This is a genomic window from Flavobacterium sp. FlaQc-52 (assembly GCF_044007495.1).
Lineage (GTDB): Bacteria > Bacteroidota > Bacteroidia > Flavobacteriales > Flavobacteriaceae > Flavobacterium > Flavobacterium cupriresistens.
Genome location: NZ_JBIPCV010000011.1, coordinates 166,803 through 193,559 on the forward strand (window position 1 = coordinate 166,803; position 26,757 = coordinate 193,559).

Genomic DNA, 26,757 nt, shown 5'->3' on the forward strand with positions numbered 1-26,757 from the left:
ATTTTTTCAAATCTCACATTTCACATTCAACTTTTTAAACATAAAAAAGCCCTTGACTCACAAGGGCTTTTCTTTTATCTAATCCTATCTGAATTTTCATTAACGATTTTTTCCTTGAATTCTGATTCTTTTATTTTTCCAAAAGAATATTTAAGTGTAATCGAAACTTCATTAGCATCAACTAAATACCGTGCTCTCGAACTTATATTATTAATCGTAAATCTTTCTGTATAAATCGTGTTTCTAAAAATATCATTATAATTTAAAGTACAATTCCAGTTTTTACCAAACGCTTTTGCGAGTGACATATCAAAAATTAAATTTGCCCCTCGCTCAAAAACGCCCTCTTTTTGTTTTGTTGCACCCCAAAAAGACAGAACGAATGTAAAATCTTTTGGAAGTTTAAAAGTATTATTCGAGTAATAATACAAATAGGTTTTTGTAGAATTAAACACTGCCGCAGGGTCTTCTATTTTATTTGTCGCGAAAATTAAAGAATTTGTATTTGTCCAAATTTTATAGGTAAATGGTACTGTAAATTCAATAGTATAACCTGATTCTTTTTGAAAATTTTTCTCCGTAAAAGTCAAAACATTGTTTTGATTATCAAAAATAAAATCAGCATAAATTGGATTTTTGTTTTGGTATAAAGTCAATTTTACAGATTTATCATGATACTGAAAAACCGTCGAAATTACATCGATAAAAGTTGGTCCTAAATTGATATTATTGCTATAAATAAAATACGGGTTAATATAGGTTGCAATCATACTCAAAGAAGAATAATTGGGTCTCGAAATACTTTTAGAATAATCTACACTTATACTTTTTGTACTGTCTATTGAAAAAGAAAACAGCGCTTTCGGGAAAAAATTTGTGTAGTTTTTATTTATTAACGATGAATTGTCTGTGCTGTATTTACTTTTGACATTTGTGTTTTCCATTCGCAATCCAATCGAAAAATCGATTTTTTTAATTTTTCCTGAAAGCTGTGAATAAGCACCTGAATTGATTTCTTTAAAATTATAATCGAAAGTCGTAGTTTTATTTTCATCATAATCAAATACATCATAATTAGATTTCGATTTTGCTGCAGAATAAAGTCCACCGTATTCCCAAGTCATTTCATTTTTAAACTTTTTTTCTAAATTAATACGCCCCGAAAAAACATCAACATTAAATCTCTGATTCCTATTTTGCGATAATTCCAGTTCCGAATCATTAAAATTATTTTCGACTAAACTCCATAAATGCTGATTAAAATTGGAGCCCTGAATACCAACAAATAACTTTGTATCAATCGCTTTAAGTCTTTTTGAATAATTCATAAATGAGTTAATAAAATTCTTTTCGCTGGAATTATCACTAAGTGTAAAAACATTATTTTGCTGATCAAAATTTTGGTTAAAAGTAAACGTATTGATATCAAAAGCATCTGCTTTCATTTTTCCATTTATATTCATTGAGAAATAATCCTCTTCATTTATTTTATAAAACAAACCGGTCCCAAAAATATATTCCTTCACACGAGATATTGCTGTAACATCATAATTAGAAACAATAGCTGCCTGCGGAATTTGATAAGCAATGCTATGATTCTCCCACGGATTTCGTCGGTTGTAATTGAAGTTGGCTTTCCATTCTAACTTATTCTTTTTGAAACTGGAATTAAAACCGATATAATTATTGTAATTCTTTTTAAAAGAAGCTGTTTCAGAAATATCCGTTTTAAACCCCTCTTTTCTGCTTAGTTTACGAGTAATTAAAATTACGGCTCGCCCCTCAGCTTCATACTTCGAAGAAGGATTTTTAATAATTTCAATTGTTTTGATATCGTCGACAGCCAAAGCATTCAAATCATTCATTCCTACTCTTTGATTGTCAATATAAATAAGCGGCGTTCCTTTACCAACAATCGAAATACTTTCTCGATCAGCACTTACTTGAACTGTTGGAAGTTTTGAAAGCAAATCAACAGGATTTGGAATCGAATTGTAAACCGAATTGGCAACGTCTACTTTTATATTTCCGTTTGCATTAGTAAACGTTTTTTTGTTTTGTGCGATAACAACTTCATCTAATTTGTTAGAAATAGTATCCTTCGGAGTTTCCGTTTGCGCATATCCGGCCATCGAAAGGCAAAAAAGCAATAGCAATAAAATAATTTTTAAGAACAGGTACATTTTCATTCGTTAACAAGATTTTGGTTTAAGAGCTACAAAAGTGGTTCTAATACGGCGTTCTGAAAGTTAATTGGAGGTTAATGCGGCGTTAATGCTGAAATTGTAGCACAAAAGCTTTATTTTTGATTCGAATTCCTTTCTGTATGAAACAAAGAATCAATTTATTAATCACACTTTCTGTTGTCGCCCTGCTCGTTTTATCGGCGGTACAATGTTATTTGGTCAAAACAACTTACGATTTTAAAGTAGCGCAGTTTCACACCGAAATCAAGAATGAGATTGCTCGGATTTCAAATAATTACAGTGATATTGACTCCGTTATTGTCAGTAAAAAAGAAGCACTTTACAAAGGATTAGCTCAAAATTATATTCAAGGAAAAAAGACCAAATTTGAAATCAAAAACGGTATTCTTGGAAATGAATATCAAGACGCCTTAACACAGAAAATTCAACGCAAATTCGAAAGAGAATTACCCAATCTAAAAATTGATTTTGCGATTGTACTCAATAAATTTATACTGTATCAGAACACCAAAAAAGCGGATACTATTTTCTCGGAAAAGCCTTTTATCCAAAACAAATTATACGGTAATCTAGCTTCGTTAAACCATGCTTTTTTAGTTCGGAGTTATGTCGGGACAACAAACGGATTGTACAAAAATCAGGATTATAAATTACTGACCGAAGATTCGATGTACATTTCGGTAATCGACTGGGAAATGATTATTTTAAAACGAATGATCGGTGTGTTACTATTGTCGTTGTTTTCTATTCTTACCCTGATTACCCTTTTTGTCATTGCCATTAAAGCTTTAATTAAACAGAAAAAAGTAAACGAAGTTAAAACTGATTTTATCAATAATATTACACACGAACTCAAAACTCCATTGGCGACTTTGAGTATTTCGACCAAAATTTTAGAACAGAAAAACATTCGGGAAAACGATGAGAATTTCAATGCAATTGTCAATACGATTTCGCGTCAGAACAATCGTTTGCAAAGTTTGATCGATCAGGTTTTGGCAAATTCTCTGGCAGAAAATGAAATCGAATTACAAAAAGAAAAAATAAATACCGAAGAATTTCTGCTTTCGATTATTGAAGATTTTAAAATCGGATATCCAAAAATTACGATCGAAACTGATTTTCAAACGCAAAAAACAGTTTTAGTTTTAGATAAATTTCATTTGACAACCGCAATTTTAAATGTTTTAGAAAATGCTGTAAAATACGGTTCCAGCCATATTTTGGTAAAAACCGGAAATATAGAAAATGAGTTTTCGTTAAGTATTCAAGATGATGGAATTGGGATTTCTAAAAACAAACAAGCGTTGCTTTTTGAGAAGTTTTACAGAGTCGAACAAGGAAATTTGCACAACGCAAAAGGCCTCGGATTGGGTTTGTATTATGTAGATCAGATTATAAAAGCGCATCAGGGCTCTGTTAACGTTATTAGCGATTTAGGAAAAGGCGCTGTGTTTACTATTTTATTAAAAGCTTAATTACCATATTTTGAAAAAACTACTTTTAGCTGAAGACGATTTTGATTTTGCTGCGATTCTAAAACAATATTTAGAACTGCATCAATTTGAAGTAACCTGGGCAGAAAATGGCGAAATAGCATTAAGCTATTTTAAAAACCAAACTTTTGACATTTGTATTCTGGATGTAATGATGCCAAAATTGGACGGATTTTCTCTGGCAGAAAAAATAGTTACAATCAATCCCGAAACTCCATTTATTTTTTTAACAGCAAGAAAGTTAACAGAAGACAAAATTATTGGATTGAAATTAGGCGCAGACGACTACATCGCGAAACCTTTCGAAGTAGACGAATTGATCTTGCGTTTGCAGAATATATTGAAGAGGATCGAACAAAAGAGAAGTCTGGACGGAAATAATGTTATTGAAATTGGCTCGTATATTTTTGATAACGAGCGCTTAACTCTCAATAATAAAAATCATGTTCAACAGCTTACAGAGAAAGAAGCATCTCTTATTGAATATTTATATCTAAACCACAACCAGTTATTAAAGAGAGATCAAATTTTAATGTCTGTATGGAAAAAAGACGATTATTTCTCCGGTCGAAGCATGGATGTTTTTATTAGCAGACTAAGAAAATATTTTAATTCAGATCCAAAAATCAAAATTGAAAGTGTTCGTAATATTGGTTTGGAATTTAAAATAGAAAAATCTTAATTTAAACGCTATTTAAGTCAATTTACACCAAAATACAAATGAATTAAAAGTCTGTATATGCCTGTGATATCGACATCTTTAAGCTCTCGAATAAGCTACTTCATAAAAGTTAATTCTGCTTCTTTTTTTTAATTCATTAGATTGGATAATTTATCTAAAACCAATTGATAGGTTGGTGTTTCAACTTCATATTTCAAACCCTCATCTACTACAAATTGAGTCAATGAAGCCAATTCTATATTTCTTCCGGCAAGCAAATCACGATGCATAGAGGAAGTAGTATCTGGTGGTGTTTTTTCGAGTTTCAGAATGGTTTGCATGATAATGTCATCCGGCAGATTTAGTCCTTTTACCGCTGCTATCATTGTAATTTCATTCATCAGGGAGACATATATATTTCTTGCTTCGCGGTTTTCTAAAATCTGTCCAATATTGTAATCTAAATAACAGGTTGCCGAAGCCAATACCGAAATAAACACAAACTTCTCCCAAACGGCATCTTCAATATTTTCAACCAAATGACTGTCTATCGACGCGTTTTTAAAGATCGTCTGTAAAGCCTTCATTTTAGAAACAGAAACACTGTAAGAACCAAAAAGCAATCTTTGCAGAGAACCCACATTCTGAACAACACCAGGTGAAACAATCATCGAAAAAATATAAACACAGCCTTCCAAAACTTCATTGTCCGGAAAAAGAGCACTAATGCGTTCCGGAGCATCAACACCATTATACAAGGGAAGAATAACGGTATTTTTAGTAATACACTTTTTTAAAGCCAGAAGACTTTCTTCAATATCATAAGTCTTTGTAGCGCAAATTAAATAATCCAGTTTGCCAATAAGCTCAGGATCATTGGAAACCACTTTCGGAAAAACAACCGTTTCAGACTCCTTCGTAATAATTTTCAATCCCGATTCCGCCACTACTCTAAGTGTTTCTCCACGGGCAATAAACACAATTTCTATTTCTTCAGAGTCCTGATACGCTTTCGCTAAAAGTCCGCCGAAATAACCTCCTACACCACCTAGTCCTAAAATTCCAATTCTTGTTTTCATTATTGTTTGTTTTTATGCCATGAATTGCACTAATTAAACGAATTAAATATCAAATAACACCTTGCGTTTACTGTGAACTTCCATTGTCAAAATTAAGAGAGCAAAAAAAAATCCGTACTAAATCCGCGTTTTCGCATCAGCGAATCAGCCTCATCCGCGTCCCATCATCATTCCTCCAAAACAGGCTCCAAATTCAACTCTGTAAAATCACGTTCGCTCTTAGAAATCACTATTGTTGCTACCGTATTCCCGATTAAATTAGTAATCGCTCTGGCTTCACTCATAAATTTATCAACTCCCAGTAAAAAAGCCAGTCCTTCCACCGGAATTTTATGAATCGCTGTCAACGTCGATGCTAAAACGATAAAACCACTTCCGGTCACTCCGGCAGCACCTTTAGACGTAATCATCAGGATACCGATAACGCTCAGAATCTCAAAGAAACTCAAATGAACATCGTACAACTGCGCCAAAAAAATCACAGACATCGACAAATAAATCGAAGTCCCATCCAGATTAAAAGAATACCCCGTCGGAATCACCAATCCTACCACCGATTTACTGCAACCCATTCGTTCCAGTTTAACCATAATACTAGGCAAAGCAGCCTCCGAAGATGAAGTTCCAAGAACCAATAAAAGTTCCTCTTTAATGTATTTTAAAATTGATAAAATACTGATTTTATAATATTTCAATATACTCCCCAAAATCAAAAACACAAATAAAAACATAGTCGTATAAACACACAACATCAACTTCCCAAGCGGGATCAGCGTTTGTAATCCAAATTTACCAATTGTATATGCCATTCCTCCAAAAGCCCCTAGCGGAGCGAGATACATCACATATTTCAAACCGGTAAAAACTACTTTTGAAAATCGTTCTAAAACCAAAATGGTCTGTTCGCGTTTTTGGTAAAAATTCAGGGCGATACCACAAACAATGGCAGCTACCAAAACCTGAAGTGTGAAATTTGAAAGGAAAAATTTCAACCACGAAAAGTTTTCCGCCGCATGATTGGTATACTGGCTTGCATCTTGCAAAGCCAATCCGGTTTTATCTATTTTACCCGGTTTAAAAATATAAGCAATCGCAACACCAATGGCCAAAGCAACGGTTGAAACTACTTCAAAATAAGCTAATGCTTTCACACCAATCCGACCGACTTATTTAAGATTCCCCATTCCGGAAATCCCCAAAACGATCGTTAAAAATATAATCGGACCTATAAAAAGTTTAATAATATCGACAAAAGTCTTGCCGACAATTTCCATTTTCATTCCGTTTTGCGGTGAAAAATGACCGAGTAAAACTCCGGCAATAATGGCAATCAAAACCCAAAAGGTCAGATTGGTTACAATGGCAAAAAAAGTACTTTTTTTAGGTTTATTTGGGAGATTCGGAGTAATTATATTCATGAAGTTTAGTTAGATAGTTTCACAAATATATAAAAAATGCAGACCTATAAGCCGGATTCTGTCTCTGATAAATCAGAGCCTTATCATTTATCTAGGCTTACAATTACTCATAAGCTCGAGCTACCTACCCTTCAACAACGGACGAGAAGCCCTTAAATGCTGATATACTTGGTATTTCACCGCATAGAGTTTACCTGTTTTCACTACAGCATTACCTGTACATACTTTCTGCTGCACTTGTCCTAACGTTATTACTAACGCCGACGGGTGTTACCCGCTATGCTTCTCTGTGGTGTCCGGACTTTCCTCCCCTCACCTAAGCGAGCGACGATAAGGCGGTCTGCGGGGCAAAAGTAGCGATTTATAATCGAAGAATCCCGCTTTTAAAATTTAGATTTTCACACTAAATTCACAATGTTTTAATTTTAAATTGGTTATCTTTAAAATCCATAATTTTTAAATTCAGTTATCATGATTAGAATGTATCATTACGCAACTGTTTCAAAAGCTTTAGATCAATTGAATGAAAAAGGATTCACCTTTGACTTTAATCTAAACTCAGACGCAATTAAAAAAAATCCTGAAAAATTTGAAATTGTACATGTGTATCGATACGAAGGGGAATCTGACCCGGGCGATGAGGCAGTTGTTTACGGAATAAAATCAAATTCAGGCAAAAAAGGAGTATATGTATCCGGGTTTTCGGCAGATTCCGATTCCGAAACCGTACAGATCTTACTCGATTTAAGCATAAAAGGCAGGTGATTTTAAAAGAACCATTATTATAATTTTCAGAAGCTATTCCCGCTGTCTGCTGTATCTTTTGTGTCGAACCCCGCCACAAAAGGATGCCGCTCCCATCAGGGCTAGGGCTTCTTGTTTTCAGGAGAAGAAAATGTTTGTATCAGGTTCTTAACCGCAAGGGGCGCAAAGATTTCGCAAGGGACGCAAAATGTGTCAATGTGAAAATGTGTCAATGTGTCAATGTGAGAATGAGTCAATGTGAGAATGTGGTAATGTAAAAAGGTGAAATGCAAAAAATCAAAAGTTAAAAATCAAAAGTTGAAGATCAAGAGTTGAAGATCAAGAGTAAAATTCGAAATGTAAAAATCAGTAATCAGATCTTTTTTTTTAAAACTCCAAGTGTCACCCTGAGCGAAGTCGAAGGCTCATGAAACCAAAATTTCTATTTAACTCAATTATACTTCAAACTTAAATTTTCAATAATAAAATCAATTGCAATTTTAACTTTTTCTGGTTTCGTCAGCCTTATAATTTTCTTTTTAAAATCTCCTTTTTCATCTGTCATATTAATCGTAAAACAAGCGACAGAATAATTTAAGTTTGGCTCCCAATTATTTAATCCCCTTCTTCTATACGAATAATTATAGCTCGTTGAAAGCTTTCCTTCTCTTACTGATAATCCATCGTGTTCCGCTGTTTGCAATAATTCTCCCTTTAAAACCAACCCAAACAAAAAGATCGCTGTATACAAATTATTATTTTTTATGTACAAGCCTTTCCTTGTAAACAACAGGGCAAAGAATAAAATAATGAAAAGAAACAAAGCTACTTTTCCATAAACATAACTCCCCAACTGCAATGAATTAAGCATTACAAGCAAAACCATTACACAACAAAAAGTTAGAATAATCAAATTTTGAAATTGCTTGAAATCTAAATTACGCTCTAATACAACTTTCATCTAAAAATATTTTTTTTAGTTAATTTATGGTAACCCATGCTTCGACTTCGCTCAGCTTGACAACTACATTTACTATTTTATCCAACTGGAAATATTACATCTTTTTAAAAAAAACTCATACCCCAAACTCCACAATCAAAGGTTTATGATCGCTATGCATTCTCCAATCTTCATAACTTCCTACTTCAACGCTTTCTAAAACTTCTATAAAATCATTCGAAGCAAAACAATAATCCAGATGGTACGGTTTATTTTCATGACGATACAAAAACAAAGTCGGATGTATTTCTTTTCCCTGTTCTTGATTAAAGAATTTATGATATACACTAAATATATTTTTTGAAGCTAATTTACTTACCACTGCTGAGTGATTCCCTTCTCTTCTTGGTTTATCCCAAATGGTGTTGCTGTTAAAATCTCCAACTAACATCGTTTTGGCTCCGGACAATAGTTTTTCATAATAATTAATCGCTTTCCAAACCTGAGTTACATATTGCCCGTCTTTATCTTGGGGGTTGTTTGCCCAAACAGCAAATAAAACAAAATCTACTTTTCCTTGGGTAACCGCAATGGGCAACACATTTTTGAAATCAGGATTATGACAATCCATCAATTCAAATCTATACGCACTATACGAAAAAACGCCAAGTCCTTTGTGTTGATTTGTACCATACCAGAGTATATCTGTAGGAATCGGAACGTCTTTGGGAAATTTTAATCTCTCGATATTTTCACATTCGGGAATTACCAGAATATCCGGTTGATGAACCAAAATAAATTCCGCTTTTTTTCTGAAAGCCATATTACAATTCCAGGTTATGATTTTCATTTCAGCTTTGTTTTTATTCTATTTTTTGATTCAGTTCAAATAAAATATAAGGACCGTTTTCGTTCTCATTCCAAGCTTTTTCAACAAACCCTACTTTTTTATAAAACGAAATTGCCTCAGTATTTTTCTCCAAACATTTTAATACAAGCGGAAATTTAGCTCTCTTTACCACTTCATTCAAAAGTCTTTTTCCGATTCCAAGTTTATGAAATGCCGCATCGATATATAAATGGTGAATAAAATTGTCCCGCATCCAAACCGAAATAAATCCGATTACTTTTTCGTCGTACAAGGCAGTCAAAATATATTCTCCTTTCGTCTGAGCATCAAAATCCAATAAATCGAATGTTTCGGGATCGGCCCAAACAAAAGTTTCCTGACGCACTTTCAGAAATAATTGACGTAATGCGTCTAAATCCTCTTTCCTGAATTCGATAATATTTAATCTATCTGTCATAAAAAAACATTAATTGGGCGAGTAACTTGTTTTTACCATCGTCCGGTCTTCAATATTTCCGAGCAAATCTCCAAACTTAGCACTCGTTTGTTTTTTGATCTCAATCCATTCTTTATCGGCTTTAAAACCTTTCCAGGCTTTTTTCATTGTAGCTTCATCGGGCCATTCCAAAAGATAAACAAATTCAGTTTTACTATCCGATTTTGATTCCCAGATTGAATTGATCTTAAAATTATATTTCTTCATGATCACCATGGCGTGATCTCTGAAACGATCGTGGAAATCTTTCTTGTTTTTTTCGAAAATTTCATAAACACGCAATTGGTAAATTGGACTTGCATTTGCTTTCTGCGCTTTTATTCCAAAAGAGATAAGGAATACTAAAATCAAAAGATGTAGTTTCATTTCGTTTTTATTAAAATTTAGTTTCTAAAACAACCCGGGCTATTAGACAATAAAATTAATCCTTTTTTCATTACAATAACAAATCCAAATTTGAATTACTGCCCACCATAATCAACTGATTTAGAAATAAAGTTGCTCAAACTTTTGCTAAATCTCGCTTTCTAAAATTTGGCTAAAGCCAAGAATCCTTTCATCACCTTTCCGTTGGTTAAAACCAACGGCTATTCAAAAAAACATTGCTTTTAATCTTGTAAAACTGAATTTACCTCTAAAAACAAACTTGAATTTATCTAATTCGCTTACTGACAAATGATAAAACGCACAGTCGTTCAAACACTTAAAATCTTTCAATTTTTAAATTTTTAAATCATTAAATTATACCCTATATTTGCTATCGAATAATAAAGGAATATGGAACAATTTGTAGTATCGGCTCGTAAATACCGTCCGCAGACATTTAAGGATGTTGTGGGACAGAAAGCCATTACCAACACTTTGCTGAATGCCATAGAAAGCAATCACCTAGCTTCTGCTTTATTGTTTACCGGACCACGTGGAGTTGGTAAAACAACCTGCGCCCGTATCCTGGCCCGAAAAATCAATCAGCCCGGATATGATGATCCTAGCGAAGATTTTGCTTTTAACGTTTTTGAGTTAGATGCGGCTTCAAACAACTCGGTTGACGATATTCGTAGTCTGATTGATCAGGTTCGAATCCCGCCACAAACCGGACAATACAAAGTCTATATCATTGACGAGGTTCACATGTTGTCTTCGGCAGCTTTTAATGCTTTCCTGAAAACATTAGAAGAACCGCCAAAACATGCTATTTTTATCTTAGCAACAACTGAAAAACATAAAATCATTCCAACGATTTTATCACGTTGTCAAATTTTTGATTTCAAAAGAATTACCGTTAAAGACGCCAAAGAACATTTAGCAGACGTAGCGGCAAGCCAAGGAATCAATTTTGAAGATGATGCTTTGCACATTATTGCTCAAAAGGCAGATGGTGCAATGCGTGACGCTTTATCTATATTTGACCGTGTGGTTTCTTTTTGCGGAACCAATTTAACCCGTCAGGCTGTAACCGAAAACCTAAACGTTTTAGATTACGAAACGTATATTTCAATTACTGATTTACTTTTAGAGAATCAGATTCCGGAACTTTTATTAGCTTACAACGACATCCTTGCAAAAGGTTTTGACGGACATCATTTTATTGCCGGATTGGCTTCGCATTTCAGAGATTTACTGGTAAGTAAAACTCCGGCTACCATCGCTTTACTTGAAGTGGGTGAACAGGCGCAACAAATGTATGGCGTACAATCTCAAAAATGTTCTCAGGACTTTTTATTAAAAGGAATTGACATTGCAAATGACTGTGATTTAAAATACAAACTAAGTCAGAATCAACGTCTTTTAGTTGAATTATGCTTGATGCAATTGGCCTCTATCAACTTTGATGGAGAAAAAAAAAAGCTGAGCAATTCATAATTCCACCCGTTTACTTTAAAAACGGAGGTTATTCTATTGTTGAAGTTCCATCAGCAAAGGCTGAAATTCCAAACAATAAATCCCAAATTCCAAATTCTGAGGAGAAAATTGGTACTGGCACTGTTGGTATCGAAACTCCTAAAGCTGAAGGCAATACTGCCAACACACCTCCTGCAGTTCCGAAAACGGAGGCCAACACTGAAGTCAAAGTTTCTGCTTTTTCATTATCCAGTATTCGCAAGAAAAAAGAAATGGAGGAAAGCAGTAAATCTTATGTAAAACCTTCTACAACCTTACCTACAGAAGAATTCACAGAAACCGAAATGTTATTGCATTGGAACAAATATGCAGAGCGTTTGGGCAGTAAAGGTCTTAAAATTATGGAATCGTTATTGTTAATTAACGATCCGACTTTAAACGGAACTGTCATTACGCTTGAATTGCCTAACGAAGGTTCAAAATTAGATTTTGAAGGTCAGATTCATGGGCTTTTAGGGCATTTAAAAGGACATCTACACAATCATGATATTACAATTGAAGTTGTAGTAAACGAAACGATCGAAAGCAAACGTAGTTTTAACGATCAGGATCGATACAATCGTTTATTAGAAATAAACCCAAACATCGAACTTTTACGTTCTACATTTGGATTGGATTTACACACTTAGTATATTTTTTTGAACACGAATTTCACGAATTTTCACGAATTGTTTTTTTAATCTTTACGCGTAAGAATTAGTGCTAATTCGTGAAATTCGTGTCAACTCAGTAGATATGTTTAATATAAAAATCCGTTAAGGTTTTTCGCCACGAATTACACCAATTTTCGCGAATTGTTTTTTTAATCTTTGCGCATAAAAATTAGTGCAAATTCGTGAAATTCGTGTCAAACTCAATAGATATGCTTAATATAAAAATCTGTTAGACTTTTTCACCACGAATTACACCAATTTTCGCGAATTGTTTCTTCCTCTTTTCGAGTAAAAGATTAGCGCAAATTCGTGTAATTTTCATAAGCCAAAAAATTAGTGCAAATTCGTGAAATTCGTGTCAAACCTTTTCCTCTCAACCCAAATCATCTATTCTTAACTCCTAAATCATAAACTTTTTGGAGCCATTTTGCTCTTTGAAGTTCATCGGCAGATTTTACAATTCCTATATAAGTAACTTTTACCGGTTTTACTCCGCAGAATTCCAGTGTTGTTTTTTTCAACTGATTGACACTTGGTCTTCCGTAAAACAAACGGTAATACCAGCCCGGCTGATCCAGAGTCGTGATGATATGTGCCGTTTTCCCTTTTAGGAGTTTATCCCACCAAACGGAATTCTCTTTGTATTGAAAAGCCATTCCCGGCAAAAACAATCGGTCAATAAATCCTTTTGTGATCGCAGGCAAACCTCCCCACCAAACAGGATGTACCCAAACCAGATGATCCGCTTTTTGAATTTTCTTCCAGGCTTCGAGTAAATCCGGTTCTAATTCGGTTCTTTTCTGATAACCGAATTGCAGGTTTGGATTAAACTTTAAATCGGCAATTGTAATGGTTTCTACCGAAGCTTTAGATTGTAACGCTCCTTTTTCGTACGCATCGACGATTGCAAAATTAAAACTCTTTGAATTGGGATGTCCGTTGATAATAAGTATATTTTTCATCTTTGATTAGCTTATTTTTATATTAATTGTACTGTAATTATGTAATGCCTCATAAACTTCTTGTGGCGAATGTATTTGATGGCTAAAGTAAATTCCATTGGCCAAAGTGGTACTCAACATCTTTTCGACATGTAAAACGGTAGAAAATGCAGTCAACTCGGCCTGACCTTTAACACTTTGTAAACTGACTTTTTTTGTTCCGGTATTCGTTCGGACATTGATTTCAAAAACAGTTTGATCTCCGTTACCACTAGATCCAAACAGCAATTGTCTTTCTTTTAAAGACAGGATATTAAAAATCTTTAGCGATTGAAAATACCCCATTAAACTGGTAACAAACTTAGAACTGTAAGTCATTTTTACGGAAACGGTTGGTATTTTTTCGATTTGATTTAAGATAAACAAATCCGGAACGTCCAGATTATAAACCTGCCGTTTTCCTAATCCGAATGAGAAATTAAATTTTTCAGCATCCAGAAAATGCTTGACTTTTTGAGGTTCATTATTTTTATAAGTGGTAAAGGGTTTACACACATTTTCAGCCAAAAAATGGGCAGAGCTTTTCCCAGCTAAATCTTTTATGGAATAATAAATATACAAATTTGCTTCTGTGATTTCACGCTTATCCGGCGTTATAAAATCGACTAAACTCCCCACAATTCCACTCATCCAGCCGGAACTAAAAACAATATGGCTATTTGTATTTTGGTTATCGTCTTGAGCTAAATCATGCGCCACAATTAAATCCGGAGTTGGTTTTGTAATATCAATGTAATCCAGTTTGTTTGCTATTGCAAACTTTAAAATTTCATTGTTACGATCTTTTGTACACAATACAATCAAATCGATTTTATTATCCAGAACACATTTAAAAGTTTTTGGATTGGTCACATCAATAACCAAATCCTGCGTGGTATTTCCTAATTGGCGGCTTCCTACAAACAAGTTATAGTCAGGGTTTCTCTTTTGAAGAATGCGCAGTATAACTTTGCCTACCAATCCTGTTCCACCAATTACTAAAATGTTTTTTCTCATCATTACTTATTGTTTTGAACAAAAATAATGGCGAACTATACCTCATCTACTGGACAAATGTCCTATAAAACCGCTTTCCGAATACGACTTAAATGTCTTGGAGTAACTCCTAAAAAAGAAGCTAAATACTGTAATGGAATTAACTTGATATAATTGGGATGGTTTTTAGAAAGTGTTTCGTAACGTTCTTTTCCGCTAAGTTTCTGAAAAGATAAAATGCGTTGTTCTAAACTTATATACTGCATTTGGGCAATAATCCTTCCGACTTTTTGCCAATGAACACTATTTTCATAAAGCTGTTCTATAGTATCGTGACTTATCACTTCGAGTTCAGTATCAAATAAAGCCTGAATATTTTCTTCTGTTGGTTGCTGCGTAATAAGGCTGGTAAAAGCAGTCATAAATTCATTCTCGAATGTAATGCAATTGGTGATTTCTTCTCCTTCTGTATTGATATAAAAAGAGCGTAAAGCCCCTGATTTTATAAGAACAATTTCTTTAGCAATTTGATTTTCCTGAATTAAAAAGTCTCCCTTTTTTAATCTTTTTTTGGTAATTAAATCGTCCAGCTTGTCCAATTCGTGTAGCGGTAAAATCTGAAGAGATTGAAATGTTGGTTTCATGGTATCGAATTGTGAATAAAAGATTTCCCTAAAAAATAATCAACGCTTGCTAGTCTGTTTAAGTTTCAAATTACAGAAAAGTTACAGCTGATTTTGATCAAAATTAAACAGATTTCCTTCAGGTAAACAATGGCATCTATTTTATTTTACAAAATAAGCTCTATCTTTTTTTTAATATAAAAAATCCGTTTTTATCAGCGTTTTTGCCACTGTAAATCCGCATGATCCGCGTTCAATTCACACAGCTGTTGCCACTTAATTTTATACATGGATTAAACAGATTCGTTATAGCGAAGACACGAATTAAAGCGGGTTTAAAGTTCTTTCTAATGAAATTTAAACAGGCGTTATGAGTCTATTGTTTTTTCGGCTGAGTTAAAAACATTCTCAATTCTTTTGTCCGGAATCAACCATAAAAAAGCTACCGTCAGATAACATCCTCCGGAAATCCATTCGCTATAAAACGAAGAAACTATACCGATGAAGTATAAAACTACAGAAGCTTTCCCTTTTAAATCTTTTCCCAGCGCTTTACTTAACGAAGAATCTTTTCCTTCTACCTGAATGATGTTATTTTGAAGTATGTTATACGCTATCGCGCAAAGCATCAGAATGACTCCGTATAATGCTAAGGAAGCTTTTGCAAAATTATGTTCTCCCATCCAACCCGTTGAAACCGGAATCAATGACAACCAGAAAAGCAAATGCAGGTTACTCCAAAGCACTTTCCCGTTCACTTTCGACAGACCATGCACTAAATAATGGTGATTGTTCCAATAAATTCCGACATAGATAAAACTTAAAACATAACTTAAAAACTTTGGAATAAGTGGTTTTAAATCTGCAAACTCATGGCCAGCGGGAACTTTAATTTCCAAAATCATAATCGTTATAATAATGGCCAGCACACCATCACTAAAAGCTTCCAGTCTTGTTTTATTCATTGCTATATAGGTTTTGGATTATCTTGTTTTACTGATGTTTTTAAAAAGTTTGCCACGAATTTCGCGAATTTACACTAATTTTTATGCTTAATTTAAAATGCCAATTTTTACAAATTGGCATTTTCTAAATTATACTGTTACTTCTTTTTACTGAGGTCTTTTTTTTTTAAAAACTGACCTATTACGCACTAAATTTTACCGTAGTACATTGCTTTTACGATTCCGTCAGAAAGTCCGATTTTTGGGACATAGATTTGACGGGCACCACTCCATTTCATTGCATTCAGATAAATTCTTGTTGCGGGAATAATTACGTCAGCACGATCGGAGTTTAACCCTAATTCTGCAATTCTCTGCTCGTACGTTAATGAATTTAAAAAGGCGTATTGTGAATTGATGTAAATATACGAAAGCGGTTTTTCCTGTTGCTTTCCGGACATTTTAAACAATTTATTGATGTTTCCTCCGGATCCGATAAGTGTAACTTCTTCGTAACCTTCGGTATTGGTTTTGATCCATTTTTCGATTTCATCCCAAACAACATCGCAAACCATATTATTCAGCAAACGAACGGTTCCTGCTTTGAATGATCTTGAATTAATCATTTTTCCATCAGAAAATAATGTGAATTCTGTACTACCACCGCCCACATCTACAAAAAGATAGGTCTCGTCTGTTTTTAATAAATGGTGCAAATCTGTTGAAGCAATTATGGCTGCTTCTTTTTTACCGTCTATAATCTCGATTTTTATATCAGCTTTTTTCTTAATCAAAGCCACAACTTCTTTGGCATTATAGGCCTCACGCATTGCCGAAGTTGCAAACGCCATATAGCGTTCTACTTTATGTACTTTCATCAAAAGACTAAATGCTTTCATAGCATCTACCATTCGATCTATATTCTGTTCTGAAATTTCTCCAACTGTAAAAGCATCCTGTCCCAAACGAATCGGAACACGAACAAGCGAACTTTTATTAAATTGTGGTTCTTTGCCATCTTGTTCTACAACATTCGATATCAGAAGCCTCATGGCATTCGATCCAATATCAATCGCTGCGTATTTTTTTATACTAATCATGCTCCCTTTATGATTTGAAATTGTTTTTGTGTTTTGTGTTAACTAATTTTTTGTGGAATTTTTTCGATTTTCTCAATTTTGTGCTGGTAATATTTATAGGTTTCAAGCTGTGCTCTGAATGGAGCATGGTGATTACGAGCTTTATACTTATTGTCTAGCTTATAGGAATGATATCTCACTTTTACATTTCCTTTCCAGGCAATATTAAAATTATCAATTAGTTCTTTTTTGATTTCAAGATCATAAATCGGACAAGTTACTTCTACTCGTCCATCGAGGTTTCTAGTCATAAAATCTGCTGATGAAATATAAACCTCTGTTAATCCTGCATTTCCAAAAATATAAACTCTTGAATGTTCTAAATAATTATCTACAATACTGATTGCTTCGATATTCTCACTCATTCCCGGAATCCCCGGTATTAATGAGCAAATTCCTCTTACCTGAAGCTGAATTTTCACACCTGCATTACTTGCTTCGTATAATTTATCGATCATTTTAAAGTCCGATAAACTATTCATTTTTAACTTGATATGTGTTTTTCTACCGGCTAACGCATGCAAAATTTCACGGTCTATCAATTTTATAAATTTTGTCCTTGTATAATGTGGTGATACGATTAAATGTTTGTATCGGTGTACTCTGTAATTGATATCAAAAAATTCGAATATTTTTGAAATGTCCTTCAAAATACCGGGATGACAGGTAAACAACGTTACATCGGTATAAATTTTTGCCGTCGATTCGTTGAAATTTCCGGTAGAAATAAATCCGTAACGACGGGTTTTACCTTCTTCAATTCTCTCGATCACGCATATTTTACTGTGTACTTTAAGGCTTTTGATACCAAAAATAAGTTCGATGCCTTCTGTCTGCATTTGTTCGGCATAAGAAATATTACTTGCCTCATCAAAACGAGCCTGAAGTTCAATCTGTACTACTACTTTCTTACCGTTTTTTGCCGCATTAATCAAGGAACTAATAATCTGCGAATTCTTAGCCAGACGATATAACGTAATTTTTATACTTACTACTTTTGGGTCTAATGCGGCTTCACGCAAAAATTTAGTCAGATATGAAAACGACTGATAAGGAGCGTGCAACAAATAATCTTTTTTACCAATCTTCTGCAGTATACTTCCTTCAAGACTCAATCCCGGAATGGGCAAAGGGTCATTGGTTTTATACAACAAATCATATCTTCCGAGATTTGGAAAACTCATATAATCACGGCGATTATGATATCTTCCACCGGGAATTATACTGTCTGTTTCTACAATTTTCATTTTATCTAAGAAGAAACGCAAGGTATCGTCTTCGATTAAACTATCGTAAATAAAACGAACCGGCTCTCCTATTCTTCTGTCTTTTACCGATGTAGCAATTTTTTCGAGCATACTTTTGCTCAAATCACTATCAATGTCCAATTGCGCATCTCGCGTAATTTTGATCATGTGGGCAGAGACACTTTTATAATCGAAAATATTGAAAATATTACTCAGATTATGACGGATTACATCATCGATTAAGATCACATATTGTTTATCGTCATTGGAAGGTAATACCACAAATCTGTTTATCGTTTTAGGAATTTCAACAACCGCATATCGAACTTCATCATTGGTGTTCATCTCTAAACGAATGGCCAAATACCCTAAAGTATCTTTCAAAACCGGAAACTCTGCTAAATCATTCAGGATAATAGTAACTAATTCGGGGCTTAATTTTTGAGTGAAAAAGTCTCTCAGAAAATGTTCCTGTGCTTCTGTAATCTGATTTTCGTTGATAATAAAGATATTCTCGGCTTCCAGTTCAGCTTCAATATTTCCTAAAATGCGTAAACTTTCTGATTGTTGCTGAATTACAATTTCAGTGATATCCTTAATTAACTGGTGGGCAGAGACTCCGCCTAGATATTTTTCACCAGAAATACCCGAAAGACTTAGTCTTCTGATTGCGGCATAACGAACTCGAAAAAATTCATCTAAATTGTTCGAAAAAATTCCAACAAAACGCAACCTGTCTAAAAGTGGAACGGTATTATCTCCTGCTTCCTGAAGTACTCTTGCATTAAACGCTAACCAACTTTTTTCTCTATCGATATATTTCTGTTCGTACACTATATTTTTTTTAAATCTTTGGGGAAAATTGTTTTATGTGTTCTGCCTTTATTGATCGTATCCCAGCTTTCTGAATCAAACTTTAGCGATACAAATCCGGAGGTGGGAACATTTTCTATAAAAACATCCCCAAATTTATTAACAAAATTTGTAATAGCCTCGTTATGTCCGAAAAGAATAACACTTTCGAAACTATTATCGCACAATTTGATCACTTTTTCAAGTTGTTTATCATCAAAAGTATAAAGATCGTCCTTGTACACGATACTTTCTATGGGATAGGAGATGTTTTGAGCAAAAATTAGAGCCGTTTCAGAAGCACGAGCGGCCGTACTACTCCAAATAATATAAGTCTTGGGCAAAAAATTCGAAATAATTCCAGATACTTCATGAGCATCTAAAATTCCTCTTTTCATTAAAGGTCTGTCAAAATCTTTTAAAGGAGCTTCCCAACTGGATTTTGCATGTCGTATCAAAATTAAATTTTTCATAAGCGGAAGGATTTACAAACATCATAAAAAGAGATTCATTTTTATTGAAGTTCTAATTTACAAAAGAAATTCTAAACACTAACTTTTTTTTAATTCTGTTAACATTTGAAGAAAATTTTAACACGAAAAAAAATCAGTTAAATCCATCATAGAAAAAACATGCTTCTTTTTCCCTTTAACAAAAAGTGCACTTCATCCGTCAAAACTGTCACTTAGTCGATATTATACATATCACATAAAATCAGCCAATTAATTGATTATTGAATATTTTTAAAGGTTATTTTTTTATGTTTTTAACCAAAAAAGCAAAGAAATCGTACATTAATTTTTGCCAAAAACTACAAAAAACACCCCCTATTTTCACAAATTCTGACCAAAAAAAGACATTTCAACGAGTTTTTAGGTTAGTTACAGAGAAAAAAAATCTATTAAAAAGAGACTATATAACTTTGATTCTGTTAAAACTATAAAAATTTCACAAAATACGAAGTCAAATCTATGGAGGCTCAAAAATCGTAGGTAATAGAGATAGCAAATTATACTTATAAAAGAGCCGAAATAAAATTTTACTAAAAATAGTACTGTAGAGGAACAAACAATTTTTGAAATTAAAGATTAAAGACCATGAAAAAAATTACTTTAACCACTATTTTGGGATTACTATTTTTCTTTACAGAGCTATCTGCCCAAGAAATAAATGTTCCTATCAGAATCGGAAATACTATTACCAAAAATAAATCTGCTGCTAAGAGTAATGTAACTGCTAAAAGTAGTGCGACTGCTAATGCGTTGGCGGCACTGGCTGCAGTCGGATCTATAGATGTAGCAAATCCCGCTGCCGGAAATAATGGTTATACTGCAGACGGATTAGTGCGTAATATACTAACGTCTGGCTGTTTAAGCATTAGCAATGTTCGATTCGGTTATTATAAAAAAAATGGAAACAATTGGGATTGGACTAATCATACGTGGTCTTCAACCGCCGGTGACCGACAATTGGGATACTTTAATAAATCTACTTCGACATTTCCTATTGATGAAGGTCTTTTAATTGCAACAGGAAAAATAAGCTCCGCTATGGGGCCTAATACGTTTACAAATAAATCAGATTCAATGGTTAGCGAGGCCAGCGATCCTGATTTAACTAATATATCAGGTCAGACCATGCGTGATGCTGCTATATTGGAATTTAATTTTGTTCCTGATGGAAATTTGGTTGAGTTCAAATTTGTTTTTGCCTCAGAGGAATATCTGGAGTATGTTAATACACAATTTAACGATGCTTTTGGTTTTTTCTTAAGCGGACCCGGAATAGCCGGAACTTACACCAATAATGCTGTAAACCTTTCTCAATTACCAAATGGTGATACCGTTACGATCAACAACATTCACTCTTCCGGAGTTAATGTGAACGGTGTTGCTTTCCCTGATAAAAATGTCGCTTATTACCTAAACAATCCACCTGCTTCACTAGTAATGGAGTATGATGGATCTACAACTGTTCTTACCGCAACATATCCGGTTACACCTGGTCAAACTTATAAAATTAAAATGGCAATCGCCGATGCATCAGATCAATTATATGATGCAGGTGTATTTCTAAAAGCAAGAAGTTTTGCCACAAATACTTTAGTAATTACAAATCCTGCAGGTGTATGTTCTCCAAACACCGTAAATATTACTGCTGCGGCAGTAACTGCAGGAAGCACTGCCGGACTAACCTATACGTATTGGAGAGATGCAGCTGCTACAATTCCTTACACTACTCCTACTGCAGCAACTGCAGGTACTTATTATATTAAAGGACAAAACCTTGTATCAGGTTGTTCAGACATTAAACCTGTAGTGGTAACTGTTAGTAATATTGTTGTAACAGAAAACGTTGCTTCACATGTTGATGTAAAATGTTTTGGACAAAGCACGGGGGCTATTACACTTAACAATCCTACCGGTGGTGTTGCTCCTTATACTTATTCATGGAAAAAAAATGGAGCAGCTTTTGCAGGAACAACTCAAACCATAACCAACTTAGGAGTTGGAACATACGAAGCAACTGTAACAGATGCAAGTGGATGTAAAGGTGTTATTTCTGTAGTTATAACGCAGCCAAATGCCGCTCTGGCTTTGGGAGTTTCTTCTAAAACAGATGTTACTTGTTTTGGTGCAAGCACCGGAACCGTAACTGCAGGCGCCGTGACAAACGCAGTTGGAACTGTTACGTACTCTTGGAAAAACAGCTCTAATACGGTAGTAGGAACAACAGCAACGATATCCAATCTTCCTGCCGGAACTTATACTTTAACCGTTACAGATACTTGTTCGTCTCAATCCAATTCCGTTACAATCGGGCAACCGACTGCCGCTCTGACTTTGGCAGCTTCATCTAAAACGGATGCAGCTTGTTTTGGTGCCAGCACCGGAACTATAACTGCAGGTGCGGTGACAAACTCCGTCGGAACGGTAACGTACTCGTGGAAAAACAGTTCTAATACAGTAGTAGGAACAACAGCAACGATATCCAATCTTCCTGCCGGAACTTACACTTTAACCGTAACGGATTCTTGTTCTTCTAAAACCAATACAGTTACCATCGGGCAACCGAGTGCAGCTTTGGCTTTAGCAGCTTCATCTAAAACGGATGCAGCATGTTTTGGCGCAAGCACCGGAACAGTTACTGCGGGTGCGGTGACAAACTCCGTTGGAACTGTAACTTTCTCTTGGAAAAACAGCTCTAATACGGTAGTAGGAACAACAGCAACAGTTTCAAATCTTCCTGCTGGAACTTATACCTTAACTGTTACAGATTCTTGTTCTTCTCAAACCAATTCCGTTACCATCGGGCAACCGAGTGCGGCTTTGGCTTTGGCAGCTTCTTCTAAAACAGATGTTACTTGTTTTGGTGCCAGTACCGGAACTATAACTGCGGGTGCGGTTACAAATTCCGTTGGAACAGTAACTTTCTCTTGGAAAAACAGTTCTAATACGGTAGTAGGAACAACAGCAACAGTTTCGAATCTTCCTGCTGGAACTTATACCTTAACTGTTACAGATTCTTGCTCTTCTAAAACTAATTCTGTTACTATCGGACAACCGAGTGCAGCTTTGGCATTAGCAGCTTCCTCCAAAACTGATGTCGTTTGTTTCGGAGCGAGTACGGGAACAATAACTGCGGGTGCGGTGACAAACTCCGTTGGAACTGTAACTTTCTCTTGGAAAAACAGCTCTAATACAGTAGTAGGAACAACAGCAACAGTATCAAACCTTCCTGCTGGAACTTATACTTTAACCGTTACAGATTCTTGTTCTTCTCAAACTAATTCTGTTACTATCGGACAACCGAGTGCAGCTTTGGCATTAGCAGCTTCTTCTAAAACAGATGCAGCTTGTTTTGGTGGCAACACCGGAACAGTAACTGCTGGTGCCGTGACAAACTCCGTTGGAACTGTAACATTCTCTTGGAAAAACAGCTCTAATACAGTAGTAGGAACTACAGCAACAGTTTCAAATCTTCCTGCGGGAACTTATACCTTAACCGTTACAGATTCTTGTTCTTCTAAAACTAACTCTGTTACCATCGGGCAACCAAGTGCAGCACTAGCTTTAGCAGCTTCTTCTAAAACAGATGCAGCTTGTTTTGGTGCCAGCACCGGAACAGTAACTGCAGGTGCAGTGACAAACTCCGTTGGAACAGTAACTTTCTCTTGGAAAAATAGCTCAAATACAGTAGTAGGAACAACAGCAACGGTTTCAAATCTTCCTGCGGGAACTTATACCTTAACCGTTACAGATTCTTGTTCTTCTCAAACTAATTCTGTTACTATCGGACAACCAAGTGCAGCTTTAGCATTAGCGGCTTCCTCTAAAACAGATGTGGTTTGTTTTGGTGCCAGCACAGGAACTATAACTGCAGGTGCAGTGACAAACTCCGTTGGAACAGTAACTTTCTCTTGGAAAAACAGCTCAAATACAGTAGTAGGAACGACAGCAACAGTTTCAAATTTGCCTGCCGGAACTTATACCTTAACTGTTACAGATTCTTGCTCTTCTCAAACTAATTCTGTTACAATCGGACAACCAAGTGCAGCTTTGGCATTAGCGGCTTCATCTAAAACAGATGTGGTTTGTTTTGGTGCCAGCACTGGAACTATAACTGCAGGTGCCGTGACAAACTCTGTTGGAACAGTAACTTTCTCTTGGAAAAACAGTTCTAATACAGTAGTAGGAACTACAGCAACAGTATCAAATTTACCTGCCGGAAGTTATACTTTAACCGTTACAGATTCTTGCTCTTCTCAAACTAATTCTGTTACTATCGGACAACCGAGTGCAGCTTTAGCATTAGCGGCTTCATCTAAAACGGATGTGGTTTGTTTTGGTGCAAGCACCGGAACTATAACTGCAGGTACAGTAACAAACGCAGTTGGAACAGTAACTTTCTCTTGGAAAAACAGCTCAAATACAGTAGTAGGAACTACGGCCACAGTATCAAATCTTCCTGCCGGGACATATACCTTAACTGTTACAGATTCTTGCTCTTCTCAAACTAATTCTGTTACAATCGGGCAACCGAGTGCAGCACTAGCTTTAGCAGCTTCTTCTAAAACAGATGCGGCTTGTTTTGGCGCCAGCACCGGAACAGTAACTGCGGGTACTGTTACAAACGCTGTTGGAACGGTAACATACTCTTGGGAAAACAGCTCTAATGCTGTAGTAGGAACCACAGCAACGGTATCCAATCTTCCTGCGGGAACTTATACTTTAACTGTTACAGATTCTTGCTCTTCTCAAACTAATTCTGTTACAATCGGGCAACCGAGTGCAGCTTTAGCTTTAGCAGCTTCTTCTGAAACGGATGCAGCTTGTTTTGGAAATAGTAACGGAACAGTTATCGCTGGTACAGTTACAAACGCTATTGGAACGGTAACATACTCTTGGAAAAACAGCTCTAACACCGTAGTTGGAACTACAGCAACAGTATCCAATCTTCCTGCGGGAACTTATACTTTAACCGTTACGGATTCTTGTTCATCTCAATCTAATTCGGTTACAATTGGTCAACCTAGCGCTGCTTTAAGCTGTTCAATAATACAAAACAAAGCAGTTACTGCTAATGGTTTAAGTAATGGTGAAGCTACTGTAACTGCACTTGGTGGAAACGGAAGTTATACCTACTTATGGGATAATAATGAAACAACACAAAAAGCGGTATTACTAAATGCAGGTTTACACTCTGTAACCGTAACAGACGCAAAAGGTTGTACTACAACTTGTACCATCACCATCTCTGAACCAAATGTATTATCTTGTAGTATTTCTCAAGATGATCCTGCCAAATGTTTTGGTGACAGTAATGGAAAAGCGACTGTAACTGCCATAGGAGGAAATGGTGATTATACTTATTTATGGGATAATAATGAAACAACTTCACAAGCAGTTTCTTTAACTGCAGGTCAACATACGGTAACTGTAACCGACAAATTAGGTTACACTACTACTTGCTCCGTAACAATCGGACAACCACAAAAAGCGCTAAGCGCTACAAAAACACAAATTGATGTTGTTTGTGGAGGTGATGCAACCGGTTCTGCTACTGTAACGGTATCAGGAGGAACAACACCTTATACTTACTTATGGAATACAACTCCAGCACAAACTTCGGATACTGCTACTGCTCTTTTAGCAGGAAATTATAGCGTAACAATCACAGATGCTAAAGGTTGTACAATCAGTGAATCTTTTGTAATTCTTGATGGAGATTCTGTAAAACCGGTAATTGATCCTTTACCTTCAACTACAACAATCAACTGTCCGGAAGTGCCTGTCTTTGCACAAGCTACCGCAACAGATGATAGTGGAACTGTTTCTTCTTTAACCTTCCAGGACACAACAGTACCAGGTAATTGCACCGGTTCCTATACAAAAACCAGAACTTGGACCGCTATAGATGCTTGTGGAAATACTTCTCTTCCTGTTAGTCAAACAATTATTGTTCAGGATAACACTGCTCCTACTTGGTCAACTCAAGGGGGAACATTAAATACTACGGTTCAATGTAGCGATGCAACAGCTTTAGCTAATGCTCAAGCTCAATTCCCAGTAGCAACGGATAGCTGTGATACTGATGTGACCAACATTGTAAAAGTAAGCGGTGCTTTTGTAGCTTCTCAAGGTTGTGCTAACGCTGGAACCTATACTAACACATGGACTGTTAATGACGATTGCGGAAATACTTCTGCTATTTTCACTCAAATCATTACTATCGAAGATACTACTGCTCCTACTTGGTCTACTCAAGCCGGAACATTAAATACTACGGTTCAATGTAGCGATATGGCAGCTTTGGCTAATGCTCAAGCTCAATTTCCAGTAGCTACTGACGCTTGTGATACGGATGTGACAAACATTGTAAAAGTAAGCGGTGCTTTTGTAGCTTCTCAAGGTTGTGCTAACGCTGGAACATATACTAATACTTGGACGGTTAATGATGATTGTGGAAATACTTCTGATGTTTTCACGCAAATCATTACCATCGAAGATACTACTGCTCCTACTTGGTCAACACAAGGGGGAACATTAAATACTACGGTTCAATGTAGTGATGCAACAGCTTTAGCTAATGCTCAAGCGCAATTCCCAGTAGCTACTGACGCTTGTGATACTGATGTCACAAACATTGTAAAAGTAAGCGGTGCTTTTGTAGCTTCTCAAGGTTGTGCTAACGCCGGAACTTATACTAATACGTGGACAGTTAATGATGATTGTGGAAATGCTTCTGCTGTTTTCACTCAAATTATTACTATCGAAGATACTACTGCTCCTACTTGGTCAACACAAGGGGGAACATTAAATACTACTGTTCAATGTAGTGATGCAACAGCTTTGGCTAATGCTCAAGCGCAATTCCCAGTAGCTACTGATGCTTGTGATACTGATGTGACCAACATTGTAAAAGTAAGCGGTGCTTTTGTAGCTTCTCAAGGTTGTGCTAACGCCGGAACATATACTAATACTTGGACTGTTAATGATGATTGCGGAAATACTTCTGCTATTTTCACTC

General features: G+C 35.5%; 20 protein-coding genes, 1 other RNA gene and 1 pseudogene. 6 read left to right on the forward strand and 16 right to left on the reverse strand.

Annotation, left to right across the window (positions count from 1 at the left end):
- Positions 1 to 74 precede the first annotated feature (74 nt).
- Positions 75 to 2,189, reverse strand: coding sequence for a TonB-dependent receptor domain-containing protein (locus ACHRV5_RS17680; protein WP_395427643.1), 2,115 nt, complete (start codon positions 2,187 to 2,189; stop codon positions 75 to 77).
- 137 nt (positions 2,190 to 2,326) lie between these two features.
- On the opposite strand from ACHRV5_RS17680, the gene ACHRV5_RS17685 reads away from it, so the two are divergent.
- Both ACHRV5_RS17685 and ACHRV5_RS17690 read left to right on the forward strand, forming a co-directional pair.
- Complete coding sequence (locus tag ACHRV5_RS17685; RefSeq protein WP_395427644.1) at positions 2,327 to 3,685, forward strand: sensor histidine kinase; 1,359 nt, start codon at positions 2,327 to 2,329, stop codon at positions 3,683 to 3,685.
- A 10-nt stretch (positions 3,686 to 3,695) separates the two neighbouring features.
- On the forward strand, positions 3,696 to 4,385 hold the full coding sequence (locus tag ACHRV5_RS17690; RefSeq protein WP_395427645.1) for a response regulator transcription factor: 690 nt from the start codon (positions 3,696 to 3,698) through the stop codon (positions 4,383 to 4,385).
- Positions 4,386 to 4,513: 128 nt separating this feature from the next.
- On the opposite strand, the gene ACHRV5_RS17695 is transcribed toward ACHRV5_RS17690, so the two are convergent.
- The 3 genes and pseudogenes from ACHRV5_RS17695 to rnpB all read right to left on the reverse strand — a co-directional run bounded on the left by ACHRV5_RS17695 (position 4,514) and on the right by rnpB (position 7,208).
- Positions 4,514 to 5,443, reverse strand: coding sequence for a ketopantoate reductase family protein (locus ACHRV5_RS17695; RefSeq protein ID WP_395427646.1), 930 nt, complete (start codon positions 5,441 to 5,443; stop codon positions 4,514 to 4,516).
- Between the two features lie 167 nt (positions 5,444 to 5,610).
- A pseudogene (locus ACHRV5_RS17700) lies at positions 5,611 to 6,861 on the reverse strand (cation:dicarboxylate symporter family transporter).
- A 31-nt stretch (positions 6,862 to 6,892) separates the two neighbouring features.
- Positions 6,893 to 7,208, reverse strand: an RNA gene (rnpB, locus tag ACHRV5_RS17705) — RNase P RNA component class A.
- A gap of 124 nt (positions 7,209 to 7,332) precedes the next feature.
- Between rnpB and ACHRV5_RS17710 the strand changes: the two genes are divergently transcribed.
- Positions 7,333 to 7,626: a hypothetical protein gene (locus ACHRV5_RS17710; protein ID WP_047779017.1), complete on the forward strand. Its 294-nt coding sequence runs from the start codon at positions 7,333 to 7,335 to the stop codon at positions 7,624 to 7,626.
- A gap of 430 nt (positions 7,627 to 8,056) precedes the next feature.
- On the opposite strand, the gene ACHRV5_RS17715 is transcribed toward ACHRV5_RS17710, so the two are convergent.
- The 4 genes from ACHRV5_RS17715 to ACHRV5_RS17730 form a co-directional block, all read right to left on the reverse strand.
- Positions 8,057 to 8,566, reverse strand: a complete 510-nt coding sequence (locus tag ACHRV5_RS17715; RefSeq protein ID WP_395427647.1) for a hypothetical protein — start codon at positions 8,564 to 8,566, stop codon at positions 8,057 to 8,059.
- A 115-nt stretch (positions 8,567 to 8,681) separates the two neighbouring features.
- On the reverse strand, positions 8,682 to 9,395 hold the full coding sequence (locus tag ACHRV5_RS17720) for an endonuclease/exonuclease/phosphatase family protein (protein WP_395427648.1): 714 nt from the start codon (positions 9,393 to 9,395) through the stop codon (positions 8,682 to 8,684).
- Positions 9,396 to 9,408: 13 nt separating this feature from the next.
- Positions 9,409 to 9,852 (reverse strand): GNAT family N-acetyltransferase, encoded by a 444-nt coding sequence (locus ACHRV5_RS17725; protein ID WP_395427649.1) that lies wholly within the window; start codon positions 9,850 to 9,852, stop codon positions 9,409 to 9,411.
- 9 nt (positions 9,853 to 9,861) lie between these two features.
- Positions 9,862 to 10,257, reverse strand: coding sequence for an NIPSNAP family protein (locus ACHRV5_RS17730; protein WP_395427650.1), 396 nt, complete (start codon positions 10,255 to 10,257; stop codon positions 9,862 to 9,864).
- Positions 10,258 to 10,668: 411 nt separating this feature from the next.
- Between ACHRV5_RS17730 and dnaX the strand changes: the two genes are divergently transcribed.
- A complete protein-coding gene (dnaX, locus tag ACHRV5_RS17735) occupies positions 10,669 to 11,754 on the forward strand; it encodes a DNA polymerase III subunit gamma/tau (protein WP_395427651.1) in 1,086 nt (361 codons plus the stop codon).
- Between the two features lie 28 nt (positions 11,755 to 11,782).
- On the opposite strand, the gene ACHRV5_RS17740 is transcribed toward dnaX, so the two are convergent.
- Positions 11,783 to 11,995 carry a hypothetical protein gene (locus ACHRV5_RS17740; protein ID WP_395427652.1) on the reverse strand — a complete coding sequence of 71 codons (213 nt, stop codon included), beginning with the start codon at positions 11,993 to 11,995 and terminating at the stop codon, positions 11,783 to 11,785.
- Positions 11,996 to 12,005: 10 nt separating this feature from the next.
- Between ACHRV5_RS17740 and ACHRV5_RS17745 the strand changes: the two genes are divergently transcribed.
- On the forward strand, positions 12,006 to 12,422 hold the full coding sequence (locus tag ACHRV5_RS17745; protein WP_047779010.1) for a hypothetical protein: 417 nt from the start codon (positions 12,006 to 12,008) through the stop codon (positions 12,420 to 12,422).
- Positions 12,423 to 12,829: 407 nt separating this feature from the next.
- Here the strand turns inward: ACHRV5_RS17745 and ACHRV5_RS17750 are convergent, their stop codons facing one another.
- The 7 genes from ACHRV5_RS17750 to ACHRV5_RS17780 form a co-directional block, all read right to left on the reverse strand.
- The gene (locus tag ACHRV5_RS17750; RefSeq protein ID WP_395427653.1) at positions 12,830 to 13,408 is read right to left on the reverse strand and encodes an NAD(P)H-dependent oxidoreductase; all 579 of its coding nucleotides are present in this window, start codon (positions 13,406 to 13,408) and stop codon (positions 12,830 to 12,832) included.
- Positions 13,409 to 13,414: 6 nt separating this feature from the next.
- Positions 13,415 to 14,446 (reverse strand): saccharopine dehydrogenase, encoded by a 1,032-nt coding sequence (locus tag ACHRV5_RS17755; RefSeq protein WP_395427654.1) that lies wholly within the window; start codon positions 14,444 to 14,446, stop codon positions 13,415 to 13,417.
- A 59-nt stretch (positions 14,447 to 14,505) separates the two neighbouring features.
- Positions 14,506 to 15,066, reverse strand: coding sequence for a Crp/Fnr family transcriptional regulator (locus ACHRV5_RS17760; protein ID WP_395427655.1), 561 nt, complete (start codon positions 15,064 to 15,066; stop codon positions 14,506 to 14,508).
- Between the two features lie 347 nt (positions 15,067 to 15,413).
- Positions 15,414 to 16,010: a TMEM175 family protein gene (locus ACHRV5_RS17765; RefSeq protein ID WP_395427656.1), complete on the reverse strand. Its 597-nt coding sequence runs from the start codon at positions 16,008 to 16,010 to the stop codon at positions 15,414 to 15,416.
- A gap of 188 nt (positions 16,011 to 16,198) precedes the next feature.
- Positions 16,199 to 17,089, reverse strand: a complete 891-nt coding sequence (locus tag ACHRV5_RS17770) for a Ppx/GppA phosphatase family protein (RefSeq protein ID WP_047779005.1) — start codon at positions 17,087 to 17,089, stop codon at positions 16,199 to 16,201.
- A 38-nt stretch (positions 17,090 to 17,127) separates the two neighbouring features.
- Positions 17,128 to 19,209, reverse strand: a complete 2,082-nt coding sequence (gene ppk1 / locus ACHRV5_RS17775; RefSeq protein ID WP_395427657.1) for a polyphosphate kinase 1 — start codon at positions 19,207 to 19,209, stop codon at positions 17,128 to 17,130.
- Positions 19,209 to 19,700: a histidine phosphatase family protein gene (locus ACHRV5_RS17780; protein WP_047779003.1), complete on the reverse strand. Its 492-nt coding sequence runs from the start codon at positions 19,698 to 19,700 to the stop codon at positions 19,209 to 19,211. The genes ppk1 and ACHRV5_RS17780 overlap by 1 nt, the downstream gene beginning before the upstream one ends.
- Before the next feature lie 624 nt (positions 19,701 to 20,324).
- Here ACHRV5_RS17780 and ACHRV5_RS17785 point away from each other — a divergent pair.
- Positions 20,325 to 26,757, forward strand: a 6,433-nt coding sequence (locus tag ACHRV5_RS17785) for a choice-of-anchor L domain-containing protein (protein ID WP_395427658.1), incomplete at its 3' end; no start/stop codon positions are given.

Coding starts and splice junctions, on each gene's coding strand:
- dnaX (WP_395427651.1), top strand. CDS start 10,669: ATGGAACAATTTGTAGTATCGGCTCGTAAATACCGTCCGCAGACATTT.
- ACHRV5_RS17765 (WP_395427656.1), bottom strand. CDS start 16,010: ATGAATAAAACAAGACTGGAAGCTTTTAGTGATGGTGTGCTGGCCATT.
- ACHRV5_RS17750 (WP_395427653.1), bottom strand. CDS start 13,408: ATGAAAAATATACTTATTATCAACGGACATCCCAATTCAAAGAGTTTT.
- ACHRV5_RS17730 (WP_395427650.1), bottom strand. CDS start 10,257: ATGAAACTACATCTTTTGATTTTAGTATTCCTTATCTCTTTTGGAATA.
- ACHRV5_RS17745 (WP_047779010.1), top strand. CDS start 12,006: ATGGAGGAAAGCAGTAAATCTTATGTAAAACCTTCTACAACCTTACCT.
- ACHRV5_RS17710 (WP_047779017.1), top strand. CDS start 7,333: ATGATTAGAATGTATCATTACGCAACTGTTTCAAAAGCTTTAGATCAA.
- ACHRV5_RS17695 (WP_395427646.1), bottom strand. CDS start 5,443: ATGAAAACAAGAATTGGAATTTTAGGACTAGGTGGTGTAGGAGGTTAT.
- ACHRV5_RS17770 (WP_047779005.1), bottom strand. CDS start 17,089: ATGATTAGTATAAAAAAATACGCAGCGATTGATATTGGATCGAATGCC.
- ACHRV5_RS17760 (WP_395427655.1), bottom strand. CDS start 15,066: ATGAAACCAACATTTCAATCTCTTCAGATTTTACCGCTACACGAATTG.
- ACHRV5_RS17725 (WP_395427649.1), bottom strand. CDS start 9,852: ATGACAGATAGATTAAATATTATCGAATTCAGGAAAGAGGATTTAGAC.
- ACHRV5_RS17720 (WP_395427648.1), bottom strand. CDS start 9,395: ATGAAAATCATAACCTGGAATTGTAATATGGCTTTCAGAAAAAAAGCG.
- ACHRV5_RS17685 (WP_395427644.1), top strand. CDS start 2,327: ATGAAACAAAGAATCAATTTATTAATCACACTTTCTGTTGTCGCCCTG.
- ACHRV5_RS17680 (WP_395427643.1), bottom strand. CDS start 2,189: ATGAAAATGTACCTGTTCTTAAAAATTATTTTATTGCTATTGCTTTTT.
- ACHRV5_RS17780 (WP_047779003.1), bottom strand. CDS start 19,700: ATGAAAAATTTAATTTTGATACGACATGCAAAATCCAGTTGGGAAGCT.
- ACHRV5_RS17755 (WP_395427654.1), bottom strand. CDS start 14,446: ATGATGAGAAAAAACATTTTAGTAATTGGTGGAACAGGATTGGTAGGC.
- ACHRV5_RS17715 (WP_395427647.1), bottom strand. CDS start 8,566: ATGAAAGTTGTATTAGAGCGTAATTTAGATTTCAAGCAATTTCAAAAT.